At 70.1% G+C, this 22,222-nt stretch carries 21 protein-coding genes and 1 tRNA gene; 7 read left to right on the forward strand and 15 right to left on the reverse strand.

What is annotated here, in order from left to right:
* Positions 1 to 10: 10 nt before the first annotated feature.
* The 9 genes from AX769_RS18480 to AX769_RS18520 all read right to left on the reverse strand — a co-directional run bounded on the left by AX769_RS18480 (position 11) and on the right by AX769_RS18520 (position 8,678).
* A complete protein-coding gene (locus tag AX769_RS18480; protein WP_066282154.1) occupies positions 11 to 685 on the reverse strand; it encodes a TetR/AcrR family transcriptional regulator in 675 nt (224 codons plus the stop codon).
* A gap of 14 nt (positions 686 to 699) precedes the next feature.
* Positions 700 to 1,893 carry a DNA polymerase III subunit delta' gene (locus AX769_RS18485; RefSeq protein ID WP_066282156.1) on the reverse strand — a complete coding sequence of 398 codons (1,194 nt, stop codon included), beginning with the start codon at positions 1,891 to 1,893 and terminating at the stop codon, positions 700 to 702.
* A gap of 2 nt (positions 1,894 to 1,895) precedes the next feature.
* Entirely contained in the window at positions 1,896 to 2,516 is a 621-nt protein-coding gene (gene tmk / locus AX769_RS18490) for a dTMP kinase (protein WP_066282157.1), read from the reverse strand.
* On the reverse strand, positions 2,516 to 5,506 hold the full coding sequence (topA, locus tag AX769_RS18495) for a type I DNA topoisomerase (RefSeq protein WP_066282159.1): 2,991 nt from the start codon (positions 5,504 to 5,506) through the stop codon (positions 2,516 to 2,518). The genes tmk and topA overlap by 1 nt, the downstream gene beginning before the upstream one ends.
* 269 nt (positions 5,507 to 5,775) lie before the next feature.
* Positions 5,776 to 6,075: an Rv3654c family TadE-like protein gene (locus AX769_RS24250; protein ID WP_157887722.1), complete on the reverse strand. Its 300-nt coding sequence runs from the start codon at positions 6,073 to 6,075 to the stop codon at positions 5,776 to 5,778.
* Positions 6,076 to 6,124: 49 nt separating this feature from the next.
* Positions 6,125 to 6,457 (reverse strand): TadE family protein, encoded by a 333-nt coding sequence (locus AX769_RS24255; RefSeq protein ID WP_066282163.1) that lies wholly within the window; start codon positions 6,455 to 6,457, stop codon positions 6,125 to 6,127.
* Positions 6,454 to 6,645, reverse strand: coding sequence for a DUF4244 domain-containing protein (locus AX769_RS18510; protein ID WP_066282164.1), 192 nt, complete (start codon positions 6,643 to 6,645; stop codon positions 6,454 to 6,456). The genes AX769_RS24255 and AX769_RS18510 overlap by 4 nt, the downstream gene beginning before the upstream one ends.
* 103 nt (positions 6,646 to 6,748) lie before the next feature.
* On the reverse strand, positions 6,749 to 7,669 hold the full coding sequence (locus AX769_RS18515) for a type II secretion system F family protein (RefSeq protein WP_204249234.1): 921 nt from the start codon (positions 7,667 to 7,669) through the stop codon (positions 6,749 to 6,751).
* A gap of 70 nt (positions 7,670 to 7,739) precedes the next feature.
* The gene (locus tag AX769_RS18520; RefSeq protein ID WP_066282168.1) at positions 7,740 to 8,678 is read right to left on the reverse strand and encodes a TadA family conjugal transfer-associated ATPase; all 939 of its coding nucleotides are present in this window, start codon (positions 8,676 to 8,678) and stop codon (positions 7,740 to 7,742) included.
* 539 nt (positions 8,679 to 9,217) lie between these two features.
* On the opposite strand from AX769_RS18520, the gene acs reads away from it, so the two are divergent.
* Positions 9,218 to 11,194, forward strand: coding sequence for an acetate--CoA ligase (gene acs / locus AX769_RS18525; RefSeq protein ID WP_066282173.1), 1,977 nt, complete (start codon positions 9,218 to 9,220; stop codon positions 11,192 to 11,194).
* A gap of 98 nt (positions 11,195 to 11,292) precedes the next feature.
* Here the strand turns inward: acs and AX769_RS18530 are convergent, their stop codons facing one another.
* Both AX769_RS18530 and AX769_RS24800 read right to left on the reverse strand, forming a co-directional pair.
* A complete protein-coding gene (locus tag AX769_RS18530; RefSeq protein ID WP_066282174.1) occupies positions 11,293 to 11,766 on the reverse strand; it encodes a RidA family protein in 474 nt (157 codons plus the stop codon).
* Positions 11,763 to 11,924 (reverse strand): hypothetical protein, encoded by a 162-nt coding sequence (locus AX769_RS24800; protein ID WP_204249235.1) that lies wholly within the window; start codon positions 11,922 to 11,924, stop codon positions 11,763 to 11,765. The genes AX769_RS18530 and AX769_RS24800 overlap by 4 nt, the downstream gene beginning before the upstream one ends.
* A 51-nt stretch (positions 11,925 to 11,975) precedes the next feature.
* Here AX769_RS24800 and AX769_RS18535 point away from each other — a divergent pair, with 51 nt between their 5' ends.
* The 6 genes from AX769_RS18535 to AX769_RS18555 all read left to right on the forward strand — a co-directional run bounded on the left by AX769_RS18535 (position 11,976) and on the right by AX769_RS18555 (position 18,117).
* Complete coding sequence (locus AX769_RS18535) at positions 11,976 to 14,525, forward strand: transglycosylase domain-containing protein (protein WP_082763931.1); 2,550 nt, start codon at positions 11,976 to 11,978, stop codon at positions 14,523 to 14,525.
* Entirely contained in the window at positions 14,522 to 15,469 is a 948-nt protein-coding gene (locus AX769_RS18540; RefSeq protein WP_066282179.1) for a metallophosphoesterase, read from the forward strand. The genes AX769_RS18535 and AX769_RS18540 overlap by 4 nt, the downstream gene beginning before the upstream one ends.
* An 82-nt stretch (positions 15,470 to 15,551) precedes the next feature.
* Positions 15,552 to 15,625 (forward strand) — tRNA-Pro (locus tag AX769_RS18545).
* Between the two features lie 370 nt (positions 15,626 to 15,995).
* The gene (locus AX769_RS25775; protein WP_066282180.1) at positions 15,996 to 16,901 is read left to right on the forward strand and encodes a DUF2510 domain-containing protein; all 906 of its coding nucleotides are present in this window, start codon (positions 15,996 to 15,998) and stop codon (positions 16,899 to 16,901) included.
* Positions 16,898 to 17,503: a DUF2510 domain-containing protein gene (locus tag AX769_RS24260; RefSeq protein WP_157887724.1), complete on the forward strand. Its 606-nt coding sequence runs from the start codon at positions 16,898 to 16,900 to the stop codon at positions 17,501 to 17,503. Before AX769_RS25775 ends, AX769_RS24260 begins: the two co-directional genes overlap by 4 nt.
* On the forward strand, positions 17,464 to 18,117 hold the full coding sequence (locus AX769_RS18555; protein ID WP_066282181.1) for a hypothetical protein: 654 nt from the start codon (positions 17,464 to 17,466) through the stop codon (positions 18,115 to 18,117). The genes AX769_RS24260 and AX769_RS18555 overlap by 40 nt, the downstream gene beginning before the upstream one ends.
* A gap of 38 nt (positions 18,118 to 18,155) precedes the next feature.
* On the opposite strand, the gene AX769_RS18560 is transcribed toward AX769_RS18555, so the two are convergent.
* Genes AX769_RS18560 through AX769_RS18575 form a run of 4 tightly spaced genes read right to left on the reverse strand, consistent with a single transcriptional unit; the run spans position 18,156 to position 22,070 of the window.
* Positions 18,156 to 18,761 (reverse strand): thymidine kinase, encoded by a 606-nt coding sequence (locus AX769_RS18560; protein WP_066282183.1) that lies wholly within the window; start codon positions 18,759 to 18,761, stop codon positions 18,156 to 18,158.
* A gap of 36 nt (positions 18,762 to 18,797) precedes the next feature.
* Positions 18,798 to 19,541: a response regulator gene (locus AX769_RS18565; RefSeq protein ID WP_157887725.1), complete on the reverse strand. Its 744-nt coding sequence runs from the start codon at positions 19,539 to 19,541 to the stop codon at positions 18,798 to 18,800.
* A complete protein-coding gene (locus AX769_RS18570) occupies positions 19,528 to 20,673 on the reverse strand; it encodes a hypothetical protein (protein WP_066282185.1) in 1,146 nt (381 codons plus the stop codon). Before AX769_RS18570 ends, AX769_RS18565 begins: the two co-directional genes overlap by 14 nt.
* Positions 20,670 to 22,070 carry a sensor histidine kinase gene (locus AX769_RS18575; protein WP_157887726.1) on the reverse strand — a complete coding sequence of 467 codons (1,401 nt, stop codon included), beginning with the start codon at positions 22,068 to 22,070 and terminating at the stop codon, positions 20,670 to 20,672. Before AX769_RS18575 ends, AX769_RS18570 begins: the two co-directional genes overlap by 4 nt.
* Between the last annotated feature and the right edge of the window lie 152 nt (positions 22,071 to 22,222).

Consider the following 22,222-nt stretch of genomic DNA (forward strand, 5'->3'; position numbering starts at 1 on the left):
GTCAGATACTTTACCCGATGCGCGGGGCGTCTTGTGACAGCACGTCGCCGAGGGTGGCGAAGCTCTTGTCGAGGTGGGCTCGGAGGCCCGTTTCGACAGCGCCGTCCTGCCGCAGATCGTCGCGCTCTTCGAGCCATTCGGCCCAGGCGTGCCTCAGGGCCGCCATCGTCACGAGGGCCGTGACCTGCGCTCGGCTGGCGAGCGCCGCCGGGTCGGCTGCGAGCGCGGGGTGGTCGTGCTGGATGCGATGCGTCAGGATCTCGAGCAGTTCGCCTTCGAATTCGTGCATGGAGGCGCTGCGGCGGGCGAAGAGCTCGGGGTGCTGGCGCAGCACCCCGCGGCGACTCCGCACGAGTTCACGGTCGGTGATGTTGGCTTCCATCGCCCGGTCGAGCAGCTCGATCACATCGCCGAGCAGTCGGCCGGTGGGCTCGCCGCGGGCGAAGGCATCCTGCGCCTCACCGGTGGGCATGGTGGGCGGGTCGCCGACGACGGCGTCTTCCTTCGAGGGGAAGTAGTTGAAGAAGGTGCGAGGCGACACCTCGGATTCGCGGCTGATCATCTCGACTGTGACGGCGTCGTAGCCGAGGTCGTGGACGAGGCGGAGGACGGCCACCTGGATGGCTCTGCGGGTGGCGAGGCGTTTGCGCTCGCGGAGGCCGGGAGGGGTGGCGTCGTCGGTCATGCTGGCATCCTGGCCTATCGAACGGCGTGGCGGCTGACAGCGACGAGCATGGCCTCGAGGGCGAGGGCGGGGGCGACGTTGCCGTCGATCCTGGTGCGCGCGGTGCTGATCGCGTCCATGACACGCAGGGTCGACGCGGGGGTCGACGCACGCGCGGCGTCGTCGAGGGCGGAGCGGATGGCCTGGTTGATGGGCTCGCCCTCGACTCCGAGCTGCAGCAAGAGCACGTCTCGGTAGAGCGAGAGCAGGTCGACCAGGATGCGATCGATCCCGTCGCGGAGGGACCGGGTCGCCCGCCGCTTCTGGTCGTCTTCGAGGGCGCGCAGCTGTGCGCGGAGGGCCGGCGGGATCGTGCCGCCGGGCGAGACGCCGAGGCTGCGGAGCGCGCTCTCGCGTTCTTCGGCGTCACGTTCTTCGGTGATCGCCTTGGCGTCGTCGCCCGCGACCGACAGCAGCGTGGCGGCGGCCATGACGGCGTCGGCGACGCTGCGGATGCCGAGTGCCGTCTCGAGGGTCTGCCGACGGCGGGCACGCGCGTCGGGGTCGGTCGCGAGGCGGTGCGCCATGCCGATGTGGCTCTGGGCCTCGCGGGCGGCGATCTCGGCCGTCTCGGGGTCGACCCCGTCGCGGTCGCGGAGGAGCGCTGCGACGTCTTCGGTCGACGGCACCCGCAGCCGCACGCTGCGGACGCGCGAGCGGATGGTGGGGATGAGGTCGGCCTCGCTCGGAGCGCACAGGATCCAGACGGTGCGCGGCGGCGGCTCTTCGAGCGCCTTGAGCAGGAGGTTGGACGTGCGCTCGGTCATGCGGTCGGCGTCTTCGATGACGACGACACGGTAGCGCCCGACCGACGGCGAGAACTGCGACGCGGTGACGAGCTGCCGCACCTCGTCGATCGTGATGATGACGCGCTCGGTGCTCAGGACGGCGAGGTCGGGGTGGGTGCGCGCCTGCACCTGGCGCATGGTCTGCGCCTCGTCGTCGGGGCCGCGCGACAGAAGCGCCGCCGCGAAGGCGTAGGCGAGGTTCGACCGGCCGGAGCCGGGCGGCCCGGTGATGAGCCAGGAGTGGGTCATGGCGAGGTTCTCGAGCGGAGTCACGCCCGGAGCGCCGTTGCCCGGGGCGAGACGATCGGGCGGGAGCGCCGCGGCGGCTGCGAAGCCGCGGATGGCCTCCGTCTGCCCGGTGAGGTGATCCCAGACGCCCATGGTCAGTTCAGCATACCGGCGACGCGCTCGCGCACGAGGGCCGCAATGTCGTCGACGGGGCGAGTCGCGTCGAGCACCGCGAAGCGCTCGGGCTCTGCCTCGGCGAGATCGAGAAAACCCTGGCGCACACGCGCGTGAAAGCTCTCGGGCTCGGCCTCGAGACGGTCGTACCCGGTGCGCGCGGCGTCGAGCCTCGAGCGGCTGGACGACTCGTCGAGGTCGAGCAGGACCGTGAGGTCGGGCAGCAGGTCGCCGGTGGCCCAGAGCGAGAGCTCGCGCACCTCGGTCGGGTCGAGCACGCGGCCCGCGCCCTGGTAGGCGACGGACGAGTCGAGGTAGCGGTCTTGCAGCACGACTTCGCCACGGTCGAGCGCCGGGCGCACGACGGTCGCGACGTGGTGGGCGCGGTCGGCGGCATAGAGCAGGGCTTCGGCGCGGGGCGCGATGTGGCCGCGCCGGTGCAGCACCATCGTTCGGATCTCGGCGCCGAGGTCGGTGCCGCCCGGCTCGCGGGTGCGCACGACGGTCTCGCCCTGCTCACGCAGCCACGTCTCGAGGAGGGCGGCCTGCGTCGACTTGCCGGCGCCGTCTCCCCCCTCGAGCGTGATGAAGAGTCCGGCCACTACTTCGACTCGGGAGGCGAGGTGGTCGGGTTGCCGGTCTTCTTCGCCGGAGCCTTGCGCGTCGCCGCAGTCTTCGTCGTGGTCGCCTTCGCGGCCGTCGTCTTTGCAGCCGTCGCCTTCGCAGCCGTCGCCTTCGCGGGCGACTTCTTGGCAACAGGCTTCTTCGCCGCGGCCTTCTTGGCGGCAGGCTTCTTGACGGGGCCCTTGGCACGCTTGTCGGCGATCAGCTGCACGGCGCGATCGAAGTCCACGTCGTCGACGGTCTCGCCGCGCGGGATCGTCGCGTTCGTCTCGCCGTCGGTGACGTAAGCGCCGAAGCGGCCGTCTTTGATCTTGATCGCCTTGCCGCTGACCGGGTCAGGGGCCTCGAACTCCTTGAGGGCACTCGAGGCGCGCCTCGCGCCGTACTTCGGCTGGGCGTAGAGCTCGAGAGCGCCGGGAAGGTCGATCGTGAAGATCTGGTCTTCGTCGGTCAGCGACCGGGTGTCGACGCCCTTCTTCAGATACGGGCCGTAGCGGCCGTTCTGGGCCAGGATCTCCTCGCCCGACTCCGGGTCGGCGCCCACCGTGCGCGGCAGGTCGAGCAGTCTGAGCGCGGTCTCGAAGTCGACGGCGTCGACGCTCATCGACTTGAAGAGGGAGGCGGTGCGCTCTTTAGGAAGCACCGACTTCTTCGCTGGCGCCTTCTTGGCAGGGGCCTTCGCTGCGGCGGCCTTCTTCGGCGGCGCTTTCGTCAGGGTCGTCCCGCCCTCGGCGGAAGCGGCGACGGCAGCAGCCGTCTCGGCGACCTCCGCAGGCGCGTCGATGATCTCACCGGTCTCGGCGTCGACCGCGATGTCGGGTTCGGCCTCGGGCGTGCGCTCGGTCACATAGGGGCCGAAGCGACCGTCTTTGACGACGACCTCCTTGCCCGAGTCGGGATTGACACCCAGCACCCGGTCGCCGATCACCGGCGCGTCCATGAGCTCGCGGGCCTTGGCAGGTGTGAGCTCGTCGGGGGCGAGGTCTTCGGGCACGTTCACACGACGCGGAGTCTCCGGGTCGTCGCCGGGCGCTTCGAGGTAGGGGCCGTACCGGCCGATCCGCAGCGTGATGCCTTCGCCGAGCGGGATCGAGTTGATGTCGCGCGCATCGATCTCGCCGAGGTTGTCGATCACCTTGCGGAGGCCTCGGTGGGTCTCGTTGCCGAAGTAGAAGCCGTTGAGCCAGTCGACCCGGTCCGCCTCGCCGCCCGCGATGAGGTCGAGGTCGTCTTCCATGCTGGCGGTGAAGTCGTACTCGACGAGGTCGCCGAAATACTCTTCGAGCAGCCGGACCACCGAGAAGGCGATCCAATTGGGCACGAGAGCCGTGCCACGCGGCGTGACGTACCCGCGGTCGACAATGGTCGACATGATCGCCGCGTACGTCGAGGGGCGACCGATGCCGAGCTCTTCGAGTGTCTTGACCAGGCTGGCCTCGGTGTAGCGCGGCGGAGCGCTGGTGTCGTGCCCCTTCGCCTCGACGTCGTCGACGGCGAGAGCCTGGCCCTCGGTGAGAACGGGCAGCTTCGCGTCGGCCGGGGCGGCGTCCGCGGCGTGCCGGTCCTCGTCCTGACCCTCTTCGTAGGCGGAGAGGAACCCCCGGAAGGTGATCACGGTGCCGGTGGCGACGAATTCGGCGATCGTGCCGCCGATGGTCGCGCCAGGGGTGATGCCGGTGACCGGCTGAGCCGTGGTGGCTGCGACGACGACCGAGGCCGTCGACCCCTTGGCGTCGGCCATCTGCGAGGCGACAGTGCGCTTCCAGATGAGGTCGTAGAGCTTCCAGTCGTTGCCGCGCAGCGTGCTCTCGAGCTCGGTCGGCGTCTTGAAGGTGTCGCCCGAGGGGCGGATCGCCTCGTGGGCCTCCTGGGCGTTCTTGCTCTTGCCGCTGTACATCCGTGCCTTGTCGGGCACGGTGTCATTGCCGTAGAGGCGCTTGGCCTGCGAGCGCGCCGCGTCGATCGCCTGCTGGGACAGGTTGGGCGAGTCGGTGCGCATATAGGTGATGTAGCCGTTCTCGTAGAGCGACTGCGCGACGCTCATCGTCTGTCGGGCCGAGAACCGGAGCTTGCGCGCGGCCTCCTGCTGCAGTGTCGACGTCGTGAACGGGGCGGCGGGCCGACGCGTGTACGGCTTCGACTCGACCGACTGCACGACTGCCGTGACGTCGGGGCGGTAGAGCGCCTCGGCGAGGGCCTGCGCGGTCTCGGCGTCGAGGGTGGTCGCCTCGCCCTTGAGATTGCCCCGATCGTCGAAGTCGCGGCCCGACGAGATGCGCGAGCCGTTGACGCGCACGAGACGTGACGGGAAGGGAGAGCGCTCGGCGGTCGGCGAGAAGATCGCTGCGAGGTCCCAGTAGGACGCCGAGACGAAGGCGAGGCGTTCGCGCTCGCGGTCGACGACGAGTCGTGTGGCCGCCGACTGGACGCGCCCGGCGGACAGGCCGGGGCCCACCTTGCGCCAGAGCACCGGCGAGACCTCGTAGCCGTAGAGGCGATCGAGGATGCGACGGGTCTCTTGCGCGTCGACGAGCGCCGTGTCGAGCTCGCGCGTGTTCTCCTGGGCCTTCTGAATGGCGTCTTTGGTGATCTCGTGGAAGACCATGCGCTTGACCGGCACCTTGGGCTTCAGCTCTTGCAGCAGGTGCCACGCGATGGCCTCGCCCTCGCGGTCTTCATCTGTTGCGAGGTAGAGCTCGTCGGCGTTCTTGAGGGCGCGCTTGAGGTCGGCGACGGTCTTCTTCTTGGCATCGGAGACGACGTAGTAGGGCTCGAAGCCGTTCTCGACGTCGACCGAGAACTTGCCGAGCGAGCCCTTCTTCAGCTCGGCCGGCAGGTTCTTGGGCTCGACGAGGTCGCGGATGTGGCCGACGGACGCCAGCACTTCGTAACCGCTGCCCAGATACTGGCCGATCGTCTTCGCCTTGGCGGGCGACTCGACGATGACCAGCTTCTTCGTGCCTGGCACGGGACTCCTTGAATGATGGAAAGGACTGCCTGCGAACTGCGCAGACGGTTTGGAGACCGGAAATCGAAGGGGATCGAAAGAGGCGGAGCGTGAGGCCCGACCTCGGGCGACCTGAGTTTCGACGACGCGGTCGACAGGTGCCCGACGGCTTCGTCGCCCTGGCGATCGGTGAGATCGCTCGTTGCCGGTGCACCCGACAGGCACACCATACACACACCAGGCCCGGGTCTCGCTCTTCATTTCTAGGAACACACCTTGAGGCCCCGGTGTCACGAGGGCGGCCGGCCGGCCGTCGCGGTGGCCCCGACGGGCACCGGAGAGCCGATCGAGGCCGCTCTGACGGTGACGCTCGAGCCGCTCGCCCGACAGCCGACGAGGCGCACCCGATTCGCCTCGGCGACCACGGCCGCCTCGGCGCAAGGGTCACCCGAGCGACGCCCGGCGGCGGTGTCGGCTGCCACCAGGGCGGCGGCATCGGCCGACGCTGCGACTCGGTGCCGTTCGACCAGGAGACTCGCCGCGAACGCCGCAGCGGCGACCACGAAGAGCAGGAGAGCGATGATCGCCACGCCGACGACGGTCGCCGTGCCCCGCTCGCCCACTGAGCCGCGCCGCGCCTCACCCTCCGCCGCTCGCCGCACAGCTGCGAGCCGAGAGCGGGACCACGCCGGACAGGGGACCGAGGTCGGCGGACCGGTCGAGGCGGACGCAGGTGAGCGCCCCGCGCTCGACCGAGACACTGGCCCCGTCGGCGAGCGCCGCGCGTGCCTCGGCGGCGACCCGCCCGTCTCCCCTCCCCTCGGCGCGGGCCACGATGCCGGCTGCATCGGCGAGCCTGATCGCCTGGGCGGCGACGCCGATCGCACCGACCCCCGCGGCGATGACGAGGAGAAGAGAAGGAACGACGAGCGCGAACTCGACGGTGACACTGCCACGATCCGAACCCGTCATCCGATCGTGAGTGCTTTGTGCACGAGGTCGGTCAAGATGCCCTGGACGGCCCCGGAGCGCATCACCGCCACCAGGGCGCCGGCGAAAGCCACCGCCGCCATGATCACGATCGCGTACTCGGCGGTGACCGCGCCGCGGTCGTCACCGAGGCCGCGCAGCAGCCGGTGGTGCTGAAGGCGGTCGTGCATAAGAGAGGTAGGAAATGTCATCGGAGCCTTTCGTCGGTGGGCTTTCAGTGTTGCGATCCTGCTCGGGGCCGTGGGCCCCGATTCCGGATCTGTGGAGAACTCGTCAGAAACCCAGCCCTGTGGAGGACAGGAGTGCCACGACCATCGGCACGACCGCCACGGCGACGAGGGCCGGCAGGATGCAGAGCCCCAGCGGAAGCATCAGCGCGACTCCCAGCCGCTCGGTCGCCATCGCGGCCCGGGCTCGGGCGTCGCGGCGGCATTCGGTGGCTGCCGAGTGCAAGAGCTCTGCTGCGGGCACGCCGGCCGTCTCGGAGAGGTGGGCGATCTCGTCGACTCGGGCCGTGGCATCCTGCCGCCCCGCCTGGCGCGGGCAGTGTGCGTCGAGGGCCGCGCGCACCCGGTCGCGGGCTGCCGGCCAGGCTCCGCCGCCGGCGAGCGCCACTGCCAGCAGCTCGAGCTCGAGACCCGGCACGGCGTCGGCCGGCCGAGCGGAGCGGACCAGCCGGGAGTTCCACGCTCGCGCGGTGAGCACGAGGGCGGCGGCGACCGCGAGCAGCAGCCAGCCCGTGGGGCGGAGGAGCACGCCGATGGTGTCGAAGCCGAGAAAGGCGCCGAGCAGGACCCCGACGGCGGGCAGCGCCAGCACGATCCGGCCCGTGGCGGTCGGGCCGGCCAGGGCGACGTCGGCATCGCGCTGAGCCTCGGCGAGGGCTCGCAGCGAGCGAGCGACCGAGCGGAGGCTCGGCGCGAGCGGGCTGCCGCTCTCTTCGGCCACCTGCCACGCGGCGCCGGCCTGACGCCACGCGGCAGATCCGGCTGCCACCGACACGGCCGCCCCCAGCCCATCCGTCGCCGCGCCTTCTGCCGCGAGGGCGGGGCCGCCTCGCTCGCCCCGCGCGAGCGCCGCCGCCATGCGGAGCGCGCGCTGTGCGGTGTCGACTTCGCCCGCCGCCGCGGCACCGTCCCCGACGTGCCGCCATGCCGCCGCCGGGCCGACACCGGCTTCGAGCAGGATCGCCACGCGCTCGAGCGCATTCGCGGCGCCACCGGCACCCGCTCGACCACCACGATCTCCGCCACGACGCCCCACCTCACCCCTCCGCATCGACCTGCAGCCGACCGGACGCGTCGAGCGTGAACGAGGCGAGCCCCGCGATCCTCCGCACCGTCCCTCCTCTGTCGCCCGGCACCGCCTCGAGATGCAGCACCGCGTCGAAGGCGCTGACGGCCTGCCGGGCGACCGACTCGGGCGTCAGACCGGCGAGCGCCCCGAGAGCTTCGAGCCGGGCCGGGACCGCGTCGAGTCCGTTAGCGTGCAGAGTGCCCGCGCCCCCGTCGTGCCCGGTGCTGAGGGCCGAGAGCAGCTCGCGGATCTCAACGCCCCGGCACTCCCCCACGACGAGCCGATCGGGCCGCATGCGCAGGGCCTCGCGCACGAGCCGGGCGAGGTCGATCCGCCCCGCGCCCTCCAGGTTGGCCTGCCGCGTCTCGAGGGCGACGACGTGCGGATGGTCGACCCGCAGTTCGGCCACGTCTTCGATGGTGACGATCCGCTCCGTCGGTGGCGCGCCGCTCAGAAGGGCTGCCAGAAGAGTGGTCTTGCCGGTGCCGGCCGCACCCGTGATCAGCAGGTTCGCTCGGCGCGCGACGAGCCGCTCGACGACCTCGCGATCGACGAACGAGAAGTACCGGCCGTCGTCGAGATCGTCCAGCCGCAGGATGCCGACCCGAGGGGCCCGGACCGACAGCACGGTGCCGTCGCGCGCCACGGGCGGCAGCACGACGTGCACTCGCAGACCGTCGGCGAGGCGCACGTCGGCGCACGGGGTGGCCTCGTCGACGTGGCGGCCGCCGAGAGCCACGAGGCGGACAGCCAGCCGACGCACCTCGTCGGGCTCGAGCCGGAGCGCCAGGAGAGGCTCGACGCCGCAGCCGCGGACCACCCAGACGTCTCCGGCCGCATTCACGAACGCGTCGGTGACCGCCGGGTCGGCCAGGATCCGCGCGAGCGGCCCGAACTGATCGGGCACCGACCGCTGCGCGAGGACCTGTACCCCGTTCGACTCGTCTGTACCCCGGCTATTCGCGGTCGCGCGAGAGCCGCCGACGACGAATGCCCCTGACGGTGCCGTGTCGGTGAGGTGGGCGAATGGGCGGGACCGGGGCGCTGGCGTGCAGATCATGCTCGACGGTAGAGCCGAAGCCCTGGTCGTAGACGGTTCTGCACACCCCCGCGCCCGGGACGGTGCGGATGTCGGCCCTGTGGAGGACATGACGTGTGGCCCGACCGCACGGACACTATTCGACACCTGTCGCAGTGGCCCGAGCGCCAGGGCGGTTAAAAAGAGAGGGGCGGCACCTGTTGGGGGGAACGGGTGCCGCCACGGCGACGCGTGATTGGGGGAATCGAGTGCGTCGCCAGTCGGAACAAGTCCGACTCGAATGAGTGTACCCCAAAGCGACGCCTGCGCAAGGAATCGCAACGTGGGAATCTGCAGAGTTCTCATTGCGGCTATACGCTCGAGTCGGGCCGACCAACGGCCCACGCAATGACGCGGAAGGACGCCCCATGGCTGACAACATCGACAACCTCCTCACCGAGACCCGCCGCTTCGCCCCGAGCGACGAGTTCACGGCGAACGCCGTGGCGACATCGGCGCTCGGCGAGGCCGCTCGAACGGATCGCCTGGCCTTCTGGGCCGACCAGTCCCGCGACCTGCTGTCGTGGCAGAAGCCGTTCACCCAGGTGCTCGACTGGACGAACCCGCCGTTCGCGAAGTGGTTCGCCGACGGGCAGATCAACGTCGCCTACAACTGCCTCGACCGTCACGTCGAAGCCGGCAACGGCGACCGCGTCGCTCTGCACTGGGAGGGCGAGCCGGGAGACACCCGCACCATCACCTACGCCGAGCTCACCGCCGATGTCAAGAAGGCTGCCAACGTGCTGCTGTCGCTGGGCGTCCGCGCCGGCGACCGTGTCATCATCTACCTGCCCCTCATCCCCGAGGCGATCGTCTCGATGCTCGCCGTGGCCCGCATCGGCGCCGTCCATTCCGTAGTCTTCGGCGGCTTCAGCGCCGAGAGCATCCGCGCCCGGGTGGACGACGCGGCGGCAAAGCTCGTCATCACGGCCGACGGCGGCTGGCGGAAGGGCGCCGTCTCGGCCCTCAAGCCCGCCGTCGACGAAGCCCTCGAGGTGAGCGCACACGGGTCGACCTCCGTCGAGAAGGTCATCGTGATCAAGCGCGGCGGCAACGAGGTCGCGTGGCAAGAGGGCCGCGACCTCTGGTGGCACGACCTCATGGCCGAGGCCGAGCCCGAGCACGTGGCCGAGGGGTTCGACGCAGAGCACCCCTTGTTCATCCTCTACACGTCGGGCACCACCGGCAAACCGAAGGGAATCCTCCACACCTCGGGCGGCTACCTGACCGGGGCCGCGTACACGCACAAGAACGTCTTCGACCTGCACCCCGAGAGCGACGTCTACTGGTCGACCGCCGACATCGGCTGGATCACCGGACACACCTACGTCGTCTACGGCCCGCTCGCCAACGGCGCCACGCAGGTGGTCTACGAGGGCACGCCCGACTCCCCCGAGCCCGGCCGCTGGTGGGATCTCATCGAGAAGTACAAGGTCAGCATCTTCTACGCCGCCCCCACGGCCATCCGCAGTGCCATGAAGGCCGGCAGGCAGATCCCCGGATCACGAGACCTGTCGTCGCTGCGCCTCCTCGGCAGCGTCGGCGAGCCGATCAACCCCGAGGCATGGGTCTGGTACCGCGACGTGATCGGCGGCGGAAAGACCCCGATCGTCGACACCTGGTGGCAGACCGAGACCGGCTCGATCATGATCTCGGCGCTGCCCGGCCTCACGACTCTGAAGCCCGGCTCGGCGCAGGTGCCGCTGCCCGGAGTCTCGATCGACGTGGTGGACGACAAGGGGCTCCCCGTCGGCAACGGCCAGGGCGGCCTGCTGGTGATCACCGAGCCGTGGCCGTCGATGCTCCGCGGCATCTGGGGCGACCCCGAGCGCTTCAAGGAGACGTACTGGAGCAAGTTCGAGGCTGCATCCCTTGGGAAATCCCAGGGTTACTATTTCGCGGGCGACGGAGCTCGCAAGGACGAGGACGGCGACATCTGGCTGCTCGGCCGCGTCGACGACGTGATGAACGTCTCGGGGCACCGCCTGTCGACGGCCGAAATCGAATCGGCGCTCGTCTCGCACCCCATCGTCGCCGAGGCGGCCGTCGTCGGGGCGGCGGACGAGACGACGGGGCAGGCGGTCGTGGCGTTCGTGATCCTGCGCACCTCTCAGGTCGACACGATGACACCCGAGGATGCCGTCGCCGCCCTCCGCGCGCACGTCGCCCACGAGATCGGCGCGATCGCCAAGCCGCGCACCGTCATGATCGTTCAGGAGCTGCCCAAGACCCGCTCGGGCAAGATCATGCGCCGACTGCTGCGCGACGTCGCCGAAGGCCGGGAGATCGGCGACACGACGACGCTGGCCGACACCAGCGTGATGAACGCCATCAAAATCGGCTGAGCGTGACCCGAACCCTTACCTTTTCGGCTCGTCCTGGCCTCCTGAAAGGCCAGATCGCGCCGAAAAGGTAAGGGTGGGCCCGGTAAGGGCGGGCCTCCTCAGTCCTCCACCTCGAGGACGAGTTCGACCTCGACGGGCGAATCCAGAGGCAGGGCGGCCACGCCCACCGCACTGCGGGCGTGGGCGCCCTTGTCGCCGAAGATCTGGGCGAGCACGTCGGAGGCGCCGTTGATGACACGCGGCTGGCCCGAGAACGACGGGTCGGAGGCGACGAAGCCGACCACCTTGACCACGCGCACGACGCGGTCGAGCGTGCCGAGCACCGAGCTCGCAGCGGCGAGGGCGTTGAGGGCCGACTGGCGCGCCAGATCCTGCGCCAGAGCGGGTGAGACCAGACCGTCGCCGTCGCCCACCTTGCCCGTGGCAGGCAGTACGCCGTCGACGAAGGGCAGCTGCCCGGAGGTGTAGACGGTGCCGCGCGAGTACACGGCGGGCACGTAGGATCCGGCGGGCGCAGCCACCGGGGGCAGCGTCAGACCCAGCTCGGCCAGGCGCGTCTCGACCCCGGTCACTTCGAGCCCTCGACCGGGCGCTTGAGGTAGGCCACGAGTCCACCCTCGGCCCCCTGGAGGACCGACACGAGCTCCCACCCCTCCGACCCGAAGTTGTTCAGGATCGCTGTCGTGTTGTGGTTGATGAGGGGGGCTGTGAAGTACTCCCAGAGGACCATATTCGGTGTCCGTTCAGTAAGGCGGTGCGGTCGATCACTTACCCTGATCTTATGTCTGCCCAAAAAAAGAGGCCTACGTCGACCGTGGGGGCCGTGCTCGGCTTCGTCGGTTTCGCCGCCCTCGCCGGCCTGCTCGTCACGATCGGAGTGACCCCGGCTCTGGCTGTCGGCAGTGTGACGGCCTCGAGCTCGGTGGGCATCTTCCAGAGCCTCCCCGACTACATCTCGATCGGCCAGCTGCAGCAGCGCAACACGCTCTACGCCACCTCCGGCGGCAAGCAGGTGCCCTTCGCCACGCTCTATGACCAGAACCGCGTCAACCTCACGTGGGATCAAGTCTCGCCCAACCTCAAGAAGGCGGCCGTCGACGGCGAGGACCGCCGCTTCTACGAGCACGGCGGCGTCGACCTGACATCGCTGGTGCGCGCGGCGTTCGGCACGATCTCGGGCGGCTCGCTCGGCGCGGGCGGCGGTGGGTCGACGCTGACCATGCAGCTCGTCAAGAACATCCGTCTCGCGCAGGCGCAGAATGCGCCGACACTCGCCCAGCAGAAGTCGCTCGCCGCCGAGGCGACCGACACCTCGATCAGTCGCAAGCTGCAGGAGATGAAGCTCGCGATCGGCCTCGAGAAGAAGTACACCAAAGACCAGATCCTTCTGGCATACCTCAACATCGCCTATTTCGGCGATCAGGCCTACGGCGTCGAGGCGGCTGCCGAGCATTACTACAACACGACCGCCCAGAACCTCACACCGGTGCAGGCGGCCAGCCTGATCGCGATCGTGCAGTACCCCACGTCGCGCAACCTCGCGACGCCGAAGAACTACCCGGCCAACGAGGCGCGCCGCAACGTGATCCTGAAGAGCATGAACCAGCTCGGCGACCTGTCGACGCCCGACTACACGGCGGCCGTCGCGAGCAACCCCGCGAGCTACGTCAAGCTGAGCCCGCCGCGCCAGGGCTGCGCGGCGATCGCCGCCCAGTACAACGGGGCGCAGAACTTCTGCGACTACGTGCAGCGCAACGTGCAGAACTATTCGTTCTTGGGGGCGAACAAAACCCAGCGCGAGGCCAACTGGAAGACCGGCGGCTACAAGATCTACACGACGCTCAACCTCGACCTCAACAACAACGCCAAGGCGCAGATCGACTCGTACGCCCCCAACACCGAGACGCGCTTCGACCTCGGCGGCGTGGTCGACTCCATCCAGCCCGGCACCGGTCGCGTGATCGTGATGGCCCAGAACAAGAACTACACGGCGGGCTCGGGCAACTCGACGCAGACGTCGCTCAACTACTCGACCGACGAGGCCTACGGAAACTCCGGCGGATTCCAGACCGGGTCGACCTACAAGGCGTTCACGCTGGCCGACTGGCTGGCGAAGGGTCACGGGCTCGACGAAGAGGTCGACGCGACACCCCGCACCTTCGACACCTCGACGGCCTGCGGCAAGCAGGTCGGGCCGACCTACACGCCGAAGAACGACGAGGGCTACATCCGCGGCTACATGAGCGTCGAGACGGCCACCGCGCTCTCGGTGAACGTCGCCTTCGTCGCCATGGCGCAGCAACTCGACCTCTGCGACATCCGCTCGACCGCCGAGTCGCTCGGCGTCCACCGCGCCGACGGGGCACAGCTCGAAGACAACCCGTCGTCGGTGCTCGGCACGAACTACGTCGCCCCGCTGACGATGGGCGCCGCCTACGCCGCCATCGCCGACAACGGCATGTACTGCTCGCCGATCGTGGTCGACAAGGCCGTCGGGCCGGACGGCAAAGACCTCGGCGGCCAACCGAAGAGCTGCAAGCAGGCCATCTCGCCCGAGGTCGCGCAGGGCGTCGTCTACGCGATGAAGGGCACGCTGACGGGCGGCGGCACTGCCGTCGGCGCCGACCCCGGCAACGGCGGCCAGATGTTCGCCAAGACCGGTACGACCGACAAGGCCGACCAGATCTGGCTGATCGGCTCGACCACGGCGCTGACGACGGTCACGTGGATGGGCAACGTCGAGGGCCAGACGAGCCTGCGGCTGATGTACGGCCCGCACGGGCAGTACGCTTCGTCGCGCGCGTCGCTCTTCTACAACGTGCAGAACGCCAACAACGGCGTCTACCCGGGCGGCACCTTCACCGACCCGCCGCAGAGCGAGATCTCCGGATCGGGCGTCACGGTGCCGAGCCTCACCGGCCTCACCAGCGACCAGGCCGAGAGCGCGCTGATCAACGCCGGTCTCGGCTACTCGATCGCCGGGACTCAGGCCTCCGCTCTGCCCCAGGGCCAAGTCACCGCCAGCGACCCCGTCGCCGGCACCAGCGTCGCGAAAGGCCAGCGCATCACCTTCTACACCAGCGACGGCTCGCTCGCGACGACCGTGCCCACCGTCACCGGCCAGCCGCTCAAAACCGCGATCAGCGCCTTCCAGAACGCCGGATTCGACACCTCGAAGGTCACGGTGACCTACACGAAGACCGACGACAGCCAGAAGTGCGACGTGCAGTCGTCGAACCCGGCCGGTGGCAGTTCGGCCGCCAAGACAGCCGCGATCGCTCTCAGCGTCGGCGGCGGCACCGACGGCAAAGACCCCGGGAACTGCTCGTGAGCCGCCGCAGCGACACCGCCCTCGCCGGCGCGACCCTGGCCGCCCTCGGCGCGGCCGGATCGTTCGCCTACGGGGCGCTCGTCGAACGCAATCGGTTTCACGTGCGCCGCGAGACCCTCGGCATCCTGCCGGCAAGATCCCGTCCGCTCACGATCCTCCACCTGTCCGACATCCACATGGCCCCGTGGCAGACCGACAAGCAGGAGTGGATCCGCGGGCTGGCCGTGCTCGAACCCGACCTGATCGTCAACACCGGCGACAACCTCGGCCACGTCGATGCCTACGACGCGCTCGGCTACGCGCTCGAGCCGTTCGACGGCGTGCCAGGCGTCTACGTGCACGGGTCGAACGACTACATCGCGCCGAAGTTCAAGAGCCCGCTCACGTACTTCGGCGGCCCCAGCCGGGCCGGCCAGAAGCCCGTGATGCTCGACAACGACCGACTCACCGACTCGTTCGACGACTACGGCTGGCTCGACCTCAACAACACGGCCCGCGCCCTCGAGCTGAAGGGCTCGCGGCTCGAATTCTTCGGCGTCAACGACGCACACCGCGGCTGGGCGAGACTCGACAAGATCCCCGGCGCTCTCGACGACCTGCGCGAGAACGTCGGCTGGCAGGACGAGGACGGCCCCCGCGCCGTCAGTATCGGCCTCACCCACGCGCCCTACCAGCGGGTGCTCAACTCGTTCGTGACCAACGGCGCCGACCTGATCTTCGCCGGCCACACCCACGGCGGCCAGGTCTGCCTGCCCGGCTACGGCGCCCTCGTCACCAACTGCGACATCCCCCGCGACCAGGTGGCCGGGCTCAGCACATGGACGCACGCCCTCCGGACGGCCGACCTCGAGGTCTCGGCCGGCATCGGCACGTCGATCTACGCCCCGTTCCGGTTCGCCTGCCGGCCCGAGGCCGTGCTCGTGACGCTGACCGCGGGGGCGTGACGCGCGGCGCCCCAAAGATCGGCTAGACTTCCGGAGGTGCTTCGCACGGTCCGCTTGCGGGCCGAACGGCACCGACACACCTCGGGGTGTGGCGCAGCTTGGTAGCGCGCCTCGTTCGGGACGAGGAGGTCGTGGGTTCGAATCCCGCTACCCCGACGAACAAATTGGCTGGGCCTGTGGGCCTGGCCAATTTTTCGTTCCCCTTCCAGCCCGCCGTTCCGGCGGCGCGGCGGTGCCAGATAGGCTCGCTGCCGCTCGCGCCTCGCTCTGCTCGCGTGTCACGCCCGCGCCGTGCCTTCGGGAGGAGATCGCGGCGGCTTGGGGCGCTCCAGGGGTCTCAGGGGACAGCTTCTCCTCCGGACGGGACGGCCGGACGGGACGGCGGGACGGAACGGGCGGGGCGGAATCGGCCGAACGTCGGCAACGGGTGTTGTGGGTCCCCCTTTAGGGCGACCCCGGAAGTGGGGCTCGCCGGGGTGCCGCGCGGGTTCGTACGGTGGGTGCAACCACTTCTCTGGGGGAACGCGTGAGCGAGACGATGACCGAGCGGCCGACGGCCGGGTGGTACCCCGACCCCAGCTCGCAGGCGCCGTACCGCTGGTGGGACGGCGACCGCTGGAGCACGCGCACGAGCACGCACCGCCAGGATGACACCGCGCCCACTGCCGCGCCCGCCGCCATTGCCGCAACCGCAACCGCAGCCGCACCCGCACCCGCCGGCGCCGCCGTCTCCGCGACTGCGGCCGGCACCGCCGTCTCCGCGCTGCTGCCCAGCCGCCGCAGCCTCCGTCAGGCGGGCAGCACCCCCACGATCGACGCCCCGACCGACCTCGGGCCGATGCACGCTTCGCAGCACGCGGACGTGCGACCCGCCGAGCCAGCAACCCGGCAGCCCGCCGACGAATACACCGTCCCACTTGATCCGCAGCGTTACATCCCTCTCAACCCCCTCCGGGTCGCCGCCCCGCAGAGCCCGCAGGCCGCAGCCCCGGACTGGCACGCCCCTGACGCCTGGGTCGCCAACAGCCCGCACGCCTCGCTCGACGACCACGCCGTCTACGGCACCGGCACCCCCTTCGTCGCAACGCTCCCGGCGGGGCACAAGCCGACCGGAGTCAACCCGTTCGCCAACCTCGGGGCCGGCTTCGCGCTGATCGGCCTGCTCTACCAGGCGGTCGTCGCGGTCTGGGGCGCGCCACTCGCCACCAGCTGGACCGGGGTCGCCGTGGCCGTCGCCGTGCTCGCCGGGCTTCTTCTCGGGGTGCTGGGCGTGGCTCGAGCGCACCTCTTCGTCGCCGAGGGCGCACCGGCCAGACGGAGCGAGGGCGTCCTCGTGATCCTGGTGTGCCTTCTCGCGCTGGGTGCGCAGGCCCTCGTCGCGACAGGCTCCGGCCTGTCCGACCTCGCCGACCTAGGCGGGCTGCTTCCGTGACCGACACCGCGACCGAGGTGCCGACGGCAGGTTGGTACGACGACCCCAGCGGCGCGGCACCTTACCGGTGGTGGGACGGCTCGCGGTGGACGACCGACACGCTCCACGAGCGCCCAGCGACCCCCGCGGGCACCGAAGCCGCCGCAGACCCACAGCCCGACGCCAGCGGCGCCCCTGGCACCCCAGAGCGTGTTGTCGGCCCTGCCGCCGACGGCACGTTCCCGTCGCGCCGCAGCCTGCGTGAGGCCGGCAACGCCCGGGCCTCTGCCGAGACGACGTCGCGAGGCCCGTCGGCTCCTGATGCGACTCAGGCGGCAAAGGTGCACCAGGCCACCGGCCAGACGGCGCAGGATGCCACGGGCGTCGCCCGGTTCCAGGCCGTCACGGGCCCGTCGGCCCCACCGTCCAGCGACACACCCTTCACCCCGCCCACCGCGTGGGTCGCTAACGCCCCGGGGGCTCCGGCCCCTCCGGTAGTCACGTACGGCCCCGGCGCTCCCTCCGGCGCGCCCACCCGTACTGCTCGCCGGCCGGAGGGCTCGGCCCGGCCGACTGGGGCGCCGTGTCGGCCGACCGCAACCTCCCTGCCCGCTGGGCGCTGACGCTGCCGCTGCTCGCGCTCGTTCTGGTGCCGGTCTTCGTGGGGATCCGCGTGAGCGGCGTCCTCGGCGCGGCGGGCACCGCCGTCGCTCTGATCATCGACGTACTCGCTCTCGCAGCCCTGATCGCCGGGATTCCGTTCGGGATCGTCGGCCTGGTCCGCGCCGCACGCATCGCCCGCGGCGGGCAGATCGCCCGAGGCCGCCCGCACGCGATCATCGGCATCGTGATCTGCGTGCTGCTGCTGGTCGGCAACTCCGTCACGGCGGTGAGACTCCTGGACATCGGTTCGGCCGCTCAGCGCACTGCGAATCAGAGCACGTTGCCCACGGCCGGGGCGACGGCTCCCGCGCAGGCGCCCATCGGTGCGACCCCCGAGGACGGCGACGGGACGACCTCGTACGTGTACTCGCAGTCCCTCACGGAGAGCGCGATCACCTCGGCCATCGTGCAGCGGGTGCACATCACACCCGGCAGCGTGCAGTGTCCGACCTCCGAGCTGATCGTGATCGGCACGACGTTCGACTGCAGCGTCGCTCTGCCCGCCGCCGGCACGACGAGCGTCGAGGTGACCGTGGTCTCCGACCAGGGCGAGCTCGAGATCTCGGCCGGCTGACCGCCGGCGCCCGCTGCTGAACCCGACGACCGACGACCTCAGGCCAGCACGCCGCCCGATTCGTCGAGGTAGCACGCCGCGCAGAGCGGCTCGTAGGTGACTGTGGCGCCCTCGATGGCCACCTGGTCGCCGTCGAACACGTAGCGGCCGTCGATCAGGCGCGCGTTGAACATCGCCTTTCGGCCGCAGCGGCAGATCGTCTTGAGCTCTTCGAGCGAGTGCGCGACCTCGAACAGGCGCTCGGCGCCGGCGAAGGCGCGGGTGCGGAAGTCGGTGCGGATGCCGTAAGCGAGCACGGGGATGTTCTCGAGCACTGCGACGCGCAGGAGGTCGTCGACCTGCCGCGGCGTGAAGAACTGGACCTCGTCGACCAGGAGGCAGGCCACGTCGGATCCTGTCGCCTCGACGGCACCCGCTCGTGCGGCGGTGAACACCTCGAGGAGATCGTCGGTCGGCGCCACCACGAAGTCGACGGCCCGGGTCACGCCGAGGCGCGAGACGATCGCGTCGTCACCCTTGGTGTCGGTGTCGGGCTTCGCGAGCAGCACGTTCTGGTGGCGCTCTTCGTAGTTGTAGGCGGCCTGGAGCAGCGCGGTGCTCTTGCCGGAGTTCATCGCCCCGTAGCGAAAATAGAGTTTTGCCATTGTTGTGAGATCAGAGCTTTGCCATCGAGAGCAGCGCTACTGCAGGTAGCCGTCTTCGGCGGCACGCCGGATCAGTTCGGCCTTCTTCGACGCGGGGCGGTTGGCCTTGGCGTACTTCTCGCGGACGCGGCGCAGGTAGGTCTTGGCCGTCTCGTACTGCACGTTCATCTGCTGGGCGACCTCGTTGGTCGAGAAGCCGGAGACGTACAGACGGAAGGCCTCGGCCTCGCCGGCCGACAGCTTGGGACGACTCTGGTTGGAGGCGCCGACGGGGAGCGGCCGCCAGTCGCGCTGCGGGGCGTTGTCGCGGGCGACACCCATCACCTGGCGGGCGGCGTCCATCACCTCGCGCATCGGCAGGGCCTTCGAGAGGAAGGCGCTCGCCCCCGCATCGAGAGCGCGCTCGCGCGACTCGCGCGTGTCGAGACTCGAGAGCACGACGACCTTCGCCCCGGCGGCGCGGCAGGTGCGCACGCGGGCTTCGATCGAGACGGGCTCTTTGAGTTGGAAGTCGAGGAAGACCAGGTCGGTCGGGAAGTTGTCGCTGTGCACCAGCTGCAGCCAGGTGTGCGCCGTCAGCACGAGGTCGAAGTCGTACGCGTTGACGTTGATCCAGCTCGAAAGGCTGTCGAGCAGCACCTCGTGGTCGTCGAGGATGGCCAGGCGGACGCGACGCTGAGACGGCGCCTCGGTCGAGGCGCTGTTCCATGAGGCGACCGGCTGGGGGCGAGCACCACTCGATCGGAGGGTGCGGCTACCGTTCGGGTCAGTGCTGGTCATAAGAAAACCTTAGTGTCAGGAAGGATCCGCTCACGTCGATCTGGAGATCGTGGAAGAGGATGCGGAGGACGGCGAGATAGGACGCGTAGTGCTGCCGGATGGCGACGTCGGCGGAGGCGCTCTCGACTCGCACGAGAGCGCGGACGAACGGGGCATCGTCGTGCAGGACGATGCCGAGGCTCGACGCCCGGGTATCGGGGTCGACCGCGATGGCGTTCACGACGGCGCGGAGAGCCGTGCGCTGATCGCCGTTCATCTGCTCGGCCAGGTGCGAGCGGTCGATCACGGTGCCGCTCTGCCCGAGGGGGCACACGTCGATCAGCACCTGCTCGAGCCAGGAGCGATCCGACTCGTCGACGATGCGCTGGCGGATGCCCGTGGCGACCTCGGAGGCGCGAAGACGATCGACCTCGGTGGTCTCGCCCCGCTCGAGCAGGTCGGTGAAGAACGGGACGACCTCGCGGTTGAGCCCGGTGACACGATCCTGCTGCACCGACCGGGCGATCACGGGGCGCATCTCGCGGGCGCTCTCGACGGTCATCGACGAGGCTCGCTCGAGCCACTGGCTCACAAGAGTGACGAAGGTGGTCGAGTAGATCGTGCTGGCCGCACCGAGGGCCACGAGCGGAGTGGTGCCCACCACGACGAAGAGGAGGCTCGGCGCGGCAGCCGTGAAGTAGGGCGCCTCGAGGGCGACGACGACGATCGAGACGACCGATGCCACGGCTGTGGCTGCGACGATGTCGCGACCGGGACGGAAGGGCGCGCAGGCCAAGAGCAGCAGGCCCACGACCGTGCTGCCCCAGTCGTCGCGGATGATCGAGTCGTGCCCGTAGCTCGCGGCGGCCTCGAGCACCATGCCGAGGCAGCCGCACGCCATGAGGACGACGAAGGAGCGCCGGGTGAACGGCGCGCGGAAGGCATTCGAGGCCAGGATCATGACGAGCGCCCCGACGGCCGCGACGACCACCGCGACGACCGCGAGCGCCGTGTTCGTGCCGGGGTCGTGACCGGTCGCGGCCCGGCCCACGGCAAGAGCGACGGCGAAGAGCGCGATGACGACGGCGACCGGGCGCTGATTGAGAACGCCCAGGGGGTCGGCCTGCTGAGCTGTCGCCTCGCGATCGCTCACGCGGCGTCCTCCGGGCGGTCGTCGTGCTCGTCCCCGCGTTCGAAGCCCGATTCGTAGCCCGACTCGAAGTCGCTCTCGAGGTCGGGCTCGGCGGCCCACTCAGCCGCGGCCTCCTGCTCTCGCGCGCTGGCGACCGCCACCTCGGGCGGTGCCTGAGCCGGAGCCGCGTCACCATGACCCGCTTCGGGCCGCGGCTCGGCGGGCGCCTGAGCTTGGCGGGCAACCGGCAGGCCGAACATGACCGACGTGCCACTGCCCGGCGACGACCACACCTGCACCGATCCGCCGACGCGCTCGACCCGCGCGCGAATGGAGTGCTTGAGGCCGAGACGGTCGTCGGGAGTCTCCGACTCGTCGAATCCGACGCCGTTGTCGATGACCATCACCGAGACGTCGGCGCCCGACCCGAAGAGCACGAGCTCTGCGTCGCGGGTGCCGGCGTGCTTGAGCACGTTCGCGAAGCACTGCGCGACGGCCAGGGCCAGGGCACGGCGGACACCGGCGTCGAGGCGGCCGACAGCCGAGACGTCTCCTGTCACGACCACGTCGAGACCGTCGCGACGCGCCTGCTCGACGGCCAAAGCCAGTTCGCTCGCCTCCCACGTGCCCTGGACGGCCGTCAGATCGGCGATCGCGTCGTGCAGCCACTCCTGCCCGACGATCGTGGCGAGGTCGCGCTCGATGGCGGTGACGAGGCCCTCGTCGAGCGGGCCGCTCGGCGCAACCGAGATCGCGGCGAGGTGGCTGAGCACCGTGTCGTGCACCATGGCCGACGCCTGCTGCTCGATCTCGTGGCGCACGACCGAGATCTGCTGGTCGCGTGCGGCGCGGTGGAGGTTGGGCTGGAGGTGCTGGGCGCGGTCGCGGGCGATCAACGAGACGCCCATCGTGGCGACGATCAACACGTAGCCGAGCAGGGTCGTGACGTCGACGCGAGGCGTCGCACCGGCCTGCCAGGTGGCGATCTGCGTGGCGATCTCGCCGGCGACCAGCCCGAACGTCGCCCAGAGGGGCCCGCGCTTGGCGTAGAGGCCGCTGCCGCCGACCAGTACGAGCGCGAGCTTCGGCAGCGAGACGGTGAAGGCGTCGGACGAGTTCACGAAGCTGAACTGCGACAGCACCGTGACCGCGTAGACGTAGACCGCTGCGGCGCCGACCGCGAGGTACGCGATCGTCGAGATCGTCGAGCGGATGCGCTCGACCAGGACGAGGAGAGCGAGCATCGGCACGAGAGCGAGCAGTGCGGGCCAGAGCACGAGCGACCGGTCGGAGAACTGCCCGGCGAGCAGGATGACGGTCGCGGCGACGAGCAGGACGGTCGCCACGCCATGGCACGCCCGGGCGATGGCGCGACTCGAACTCTGCGGAGCGAGGTGACTGGGGAGCCCGAGCAGCACGCGTCGTCCTCCTTCGTTCGGGTCGTCAGCGATCGCTGGTGCCGACGTACTCGAAGTATGTCAAACAACCGGCCTCGGCTGTACCCCGATATCAGGGGACACGCCGCACGCGGACCCCTTTCATGGCGATTTTTGTGCCCCGAAAGCGGTCC

It is taken from the genome of Frondihabitans sp. PAMC 28766 (assembly GCF_001577365.1).
Classification (GTDB): Bacteria; Actinomycetota; Actinomycetes; order Actinomycetales; family Microbacteriaceae; genus Frondihabitans.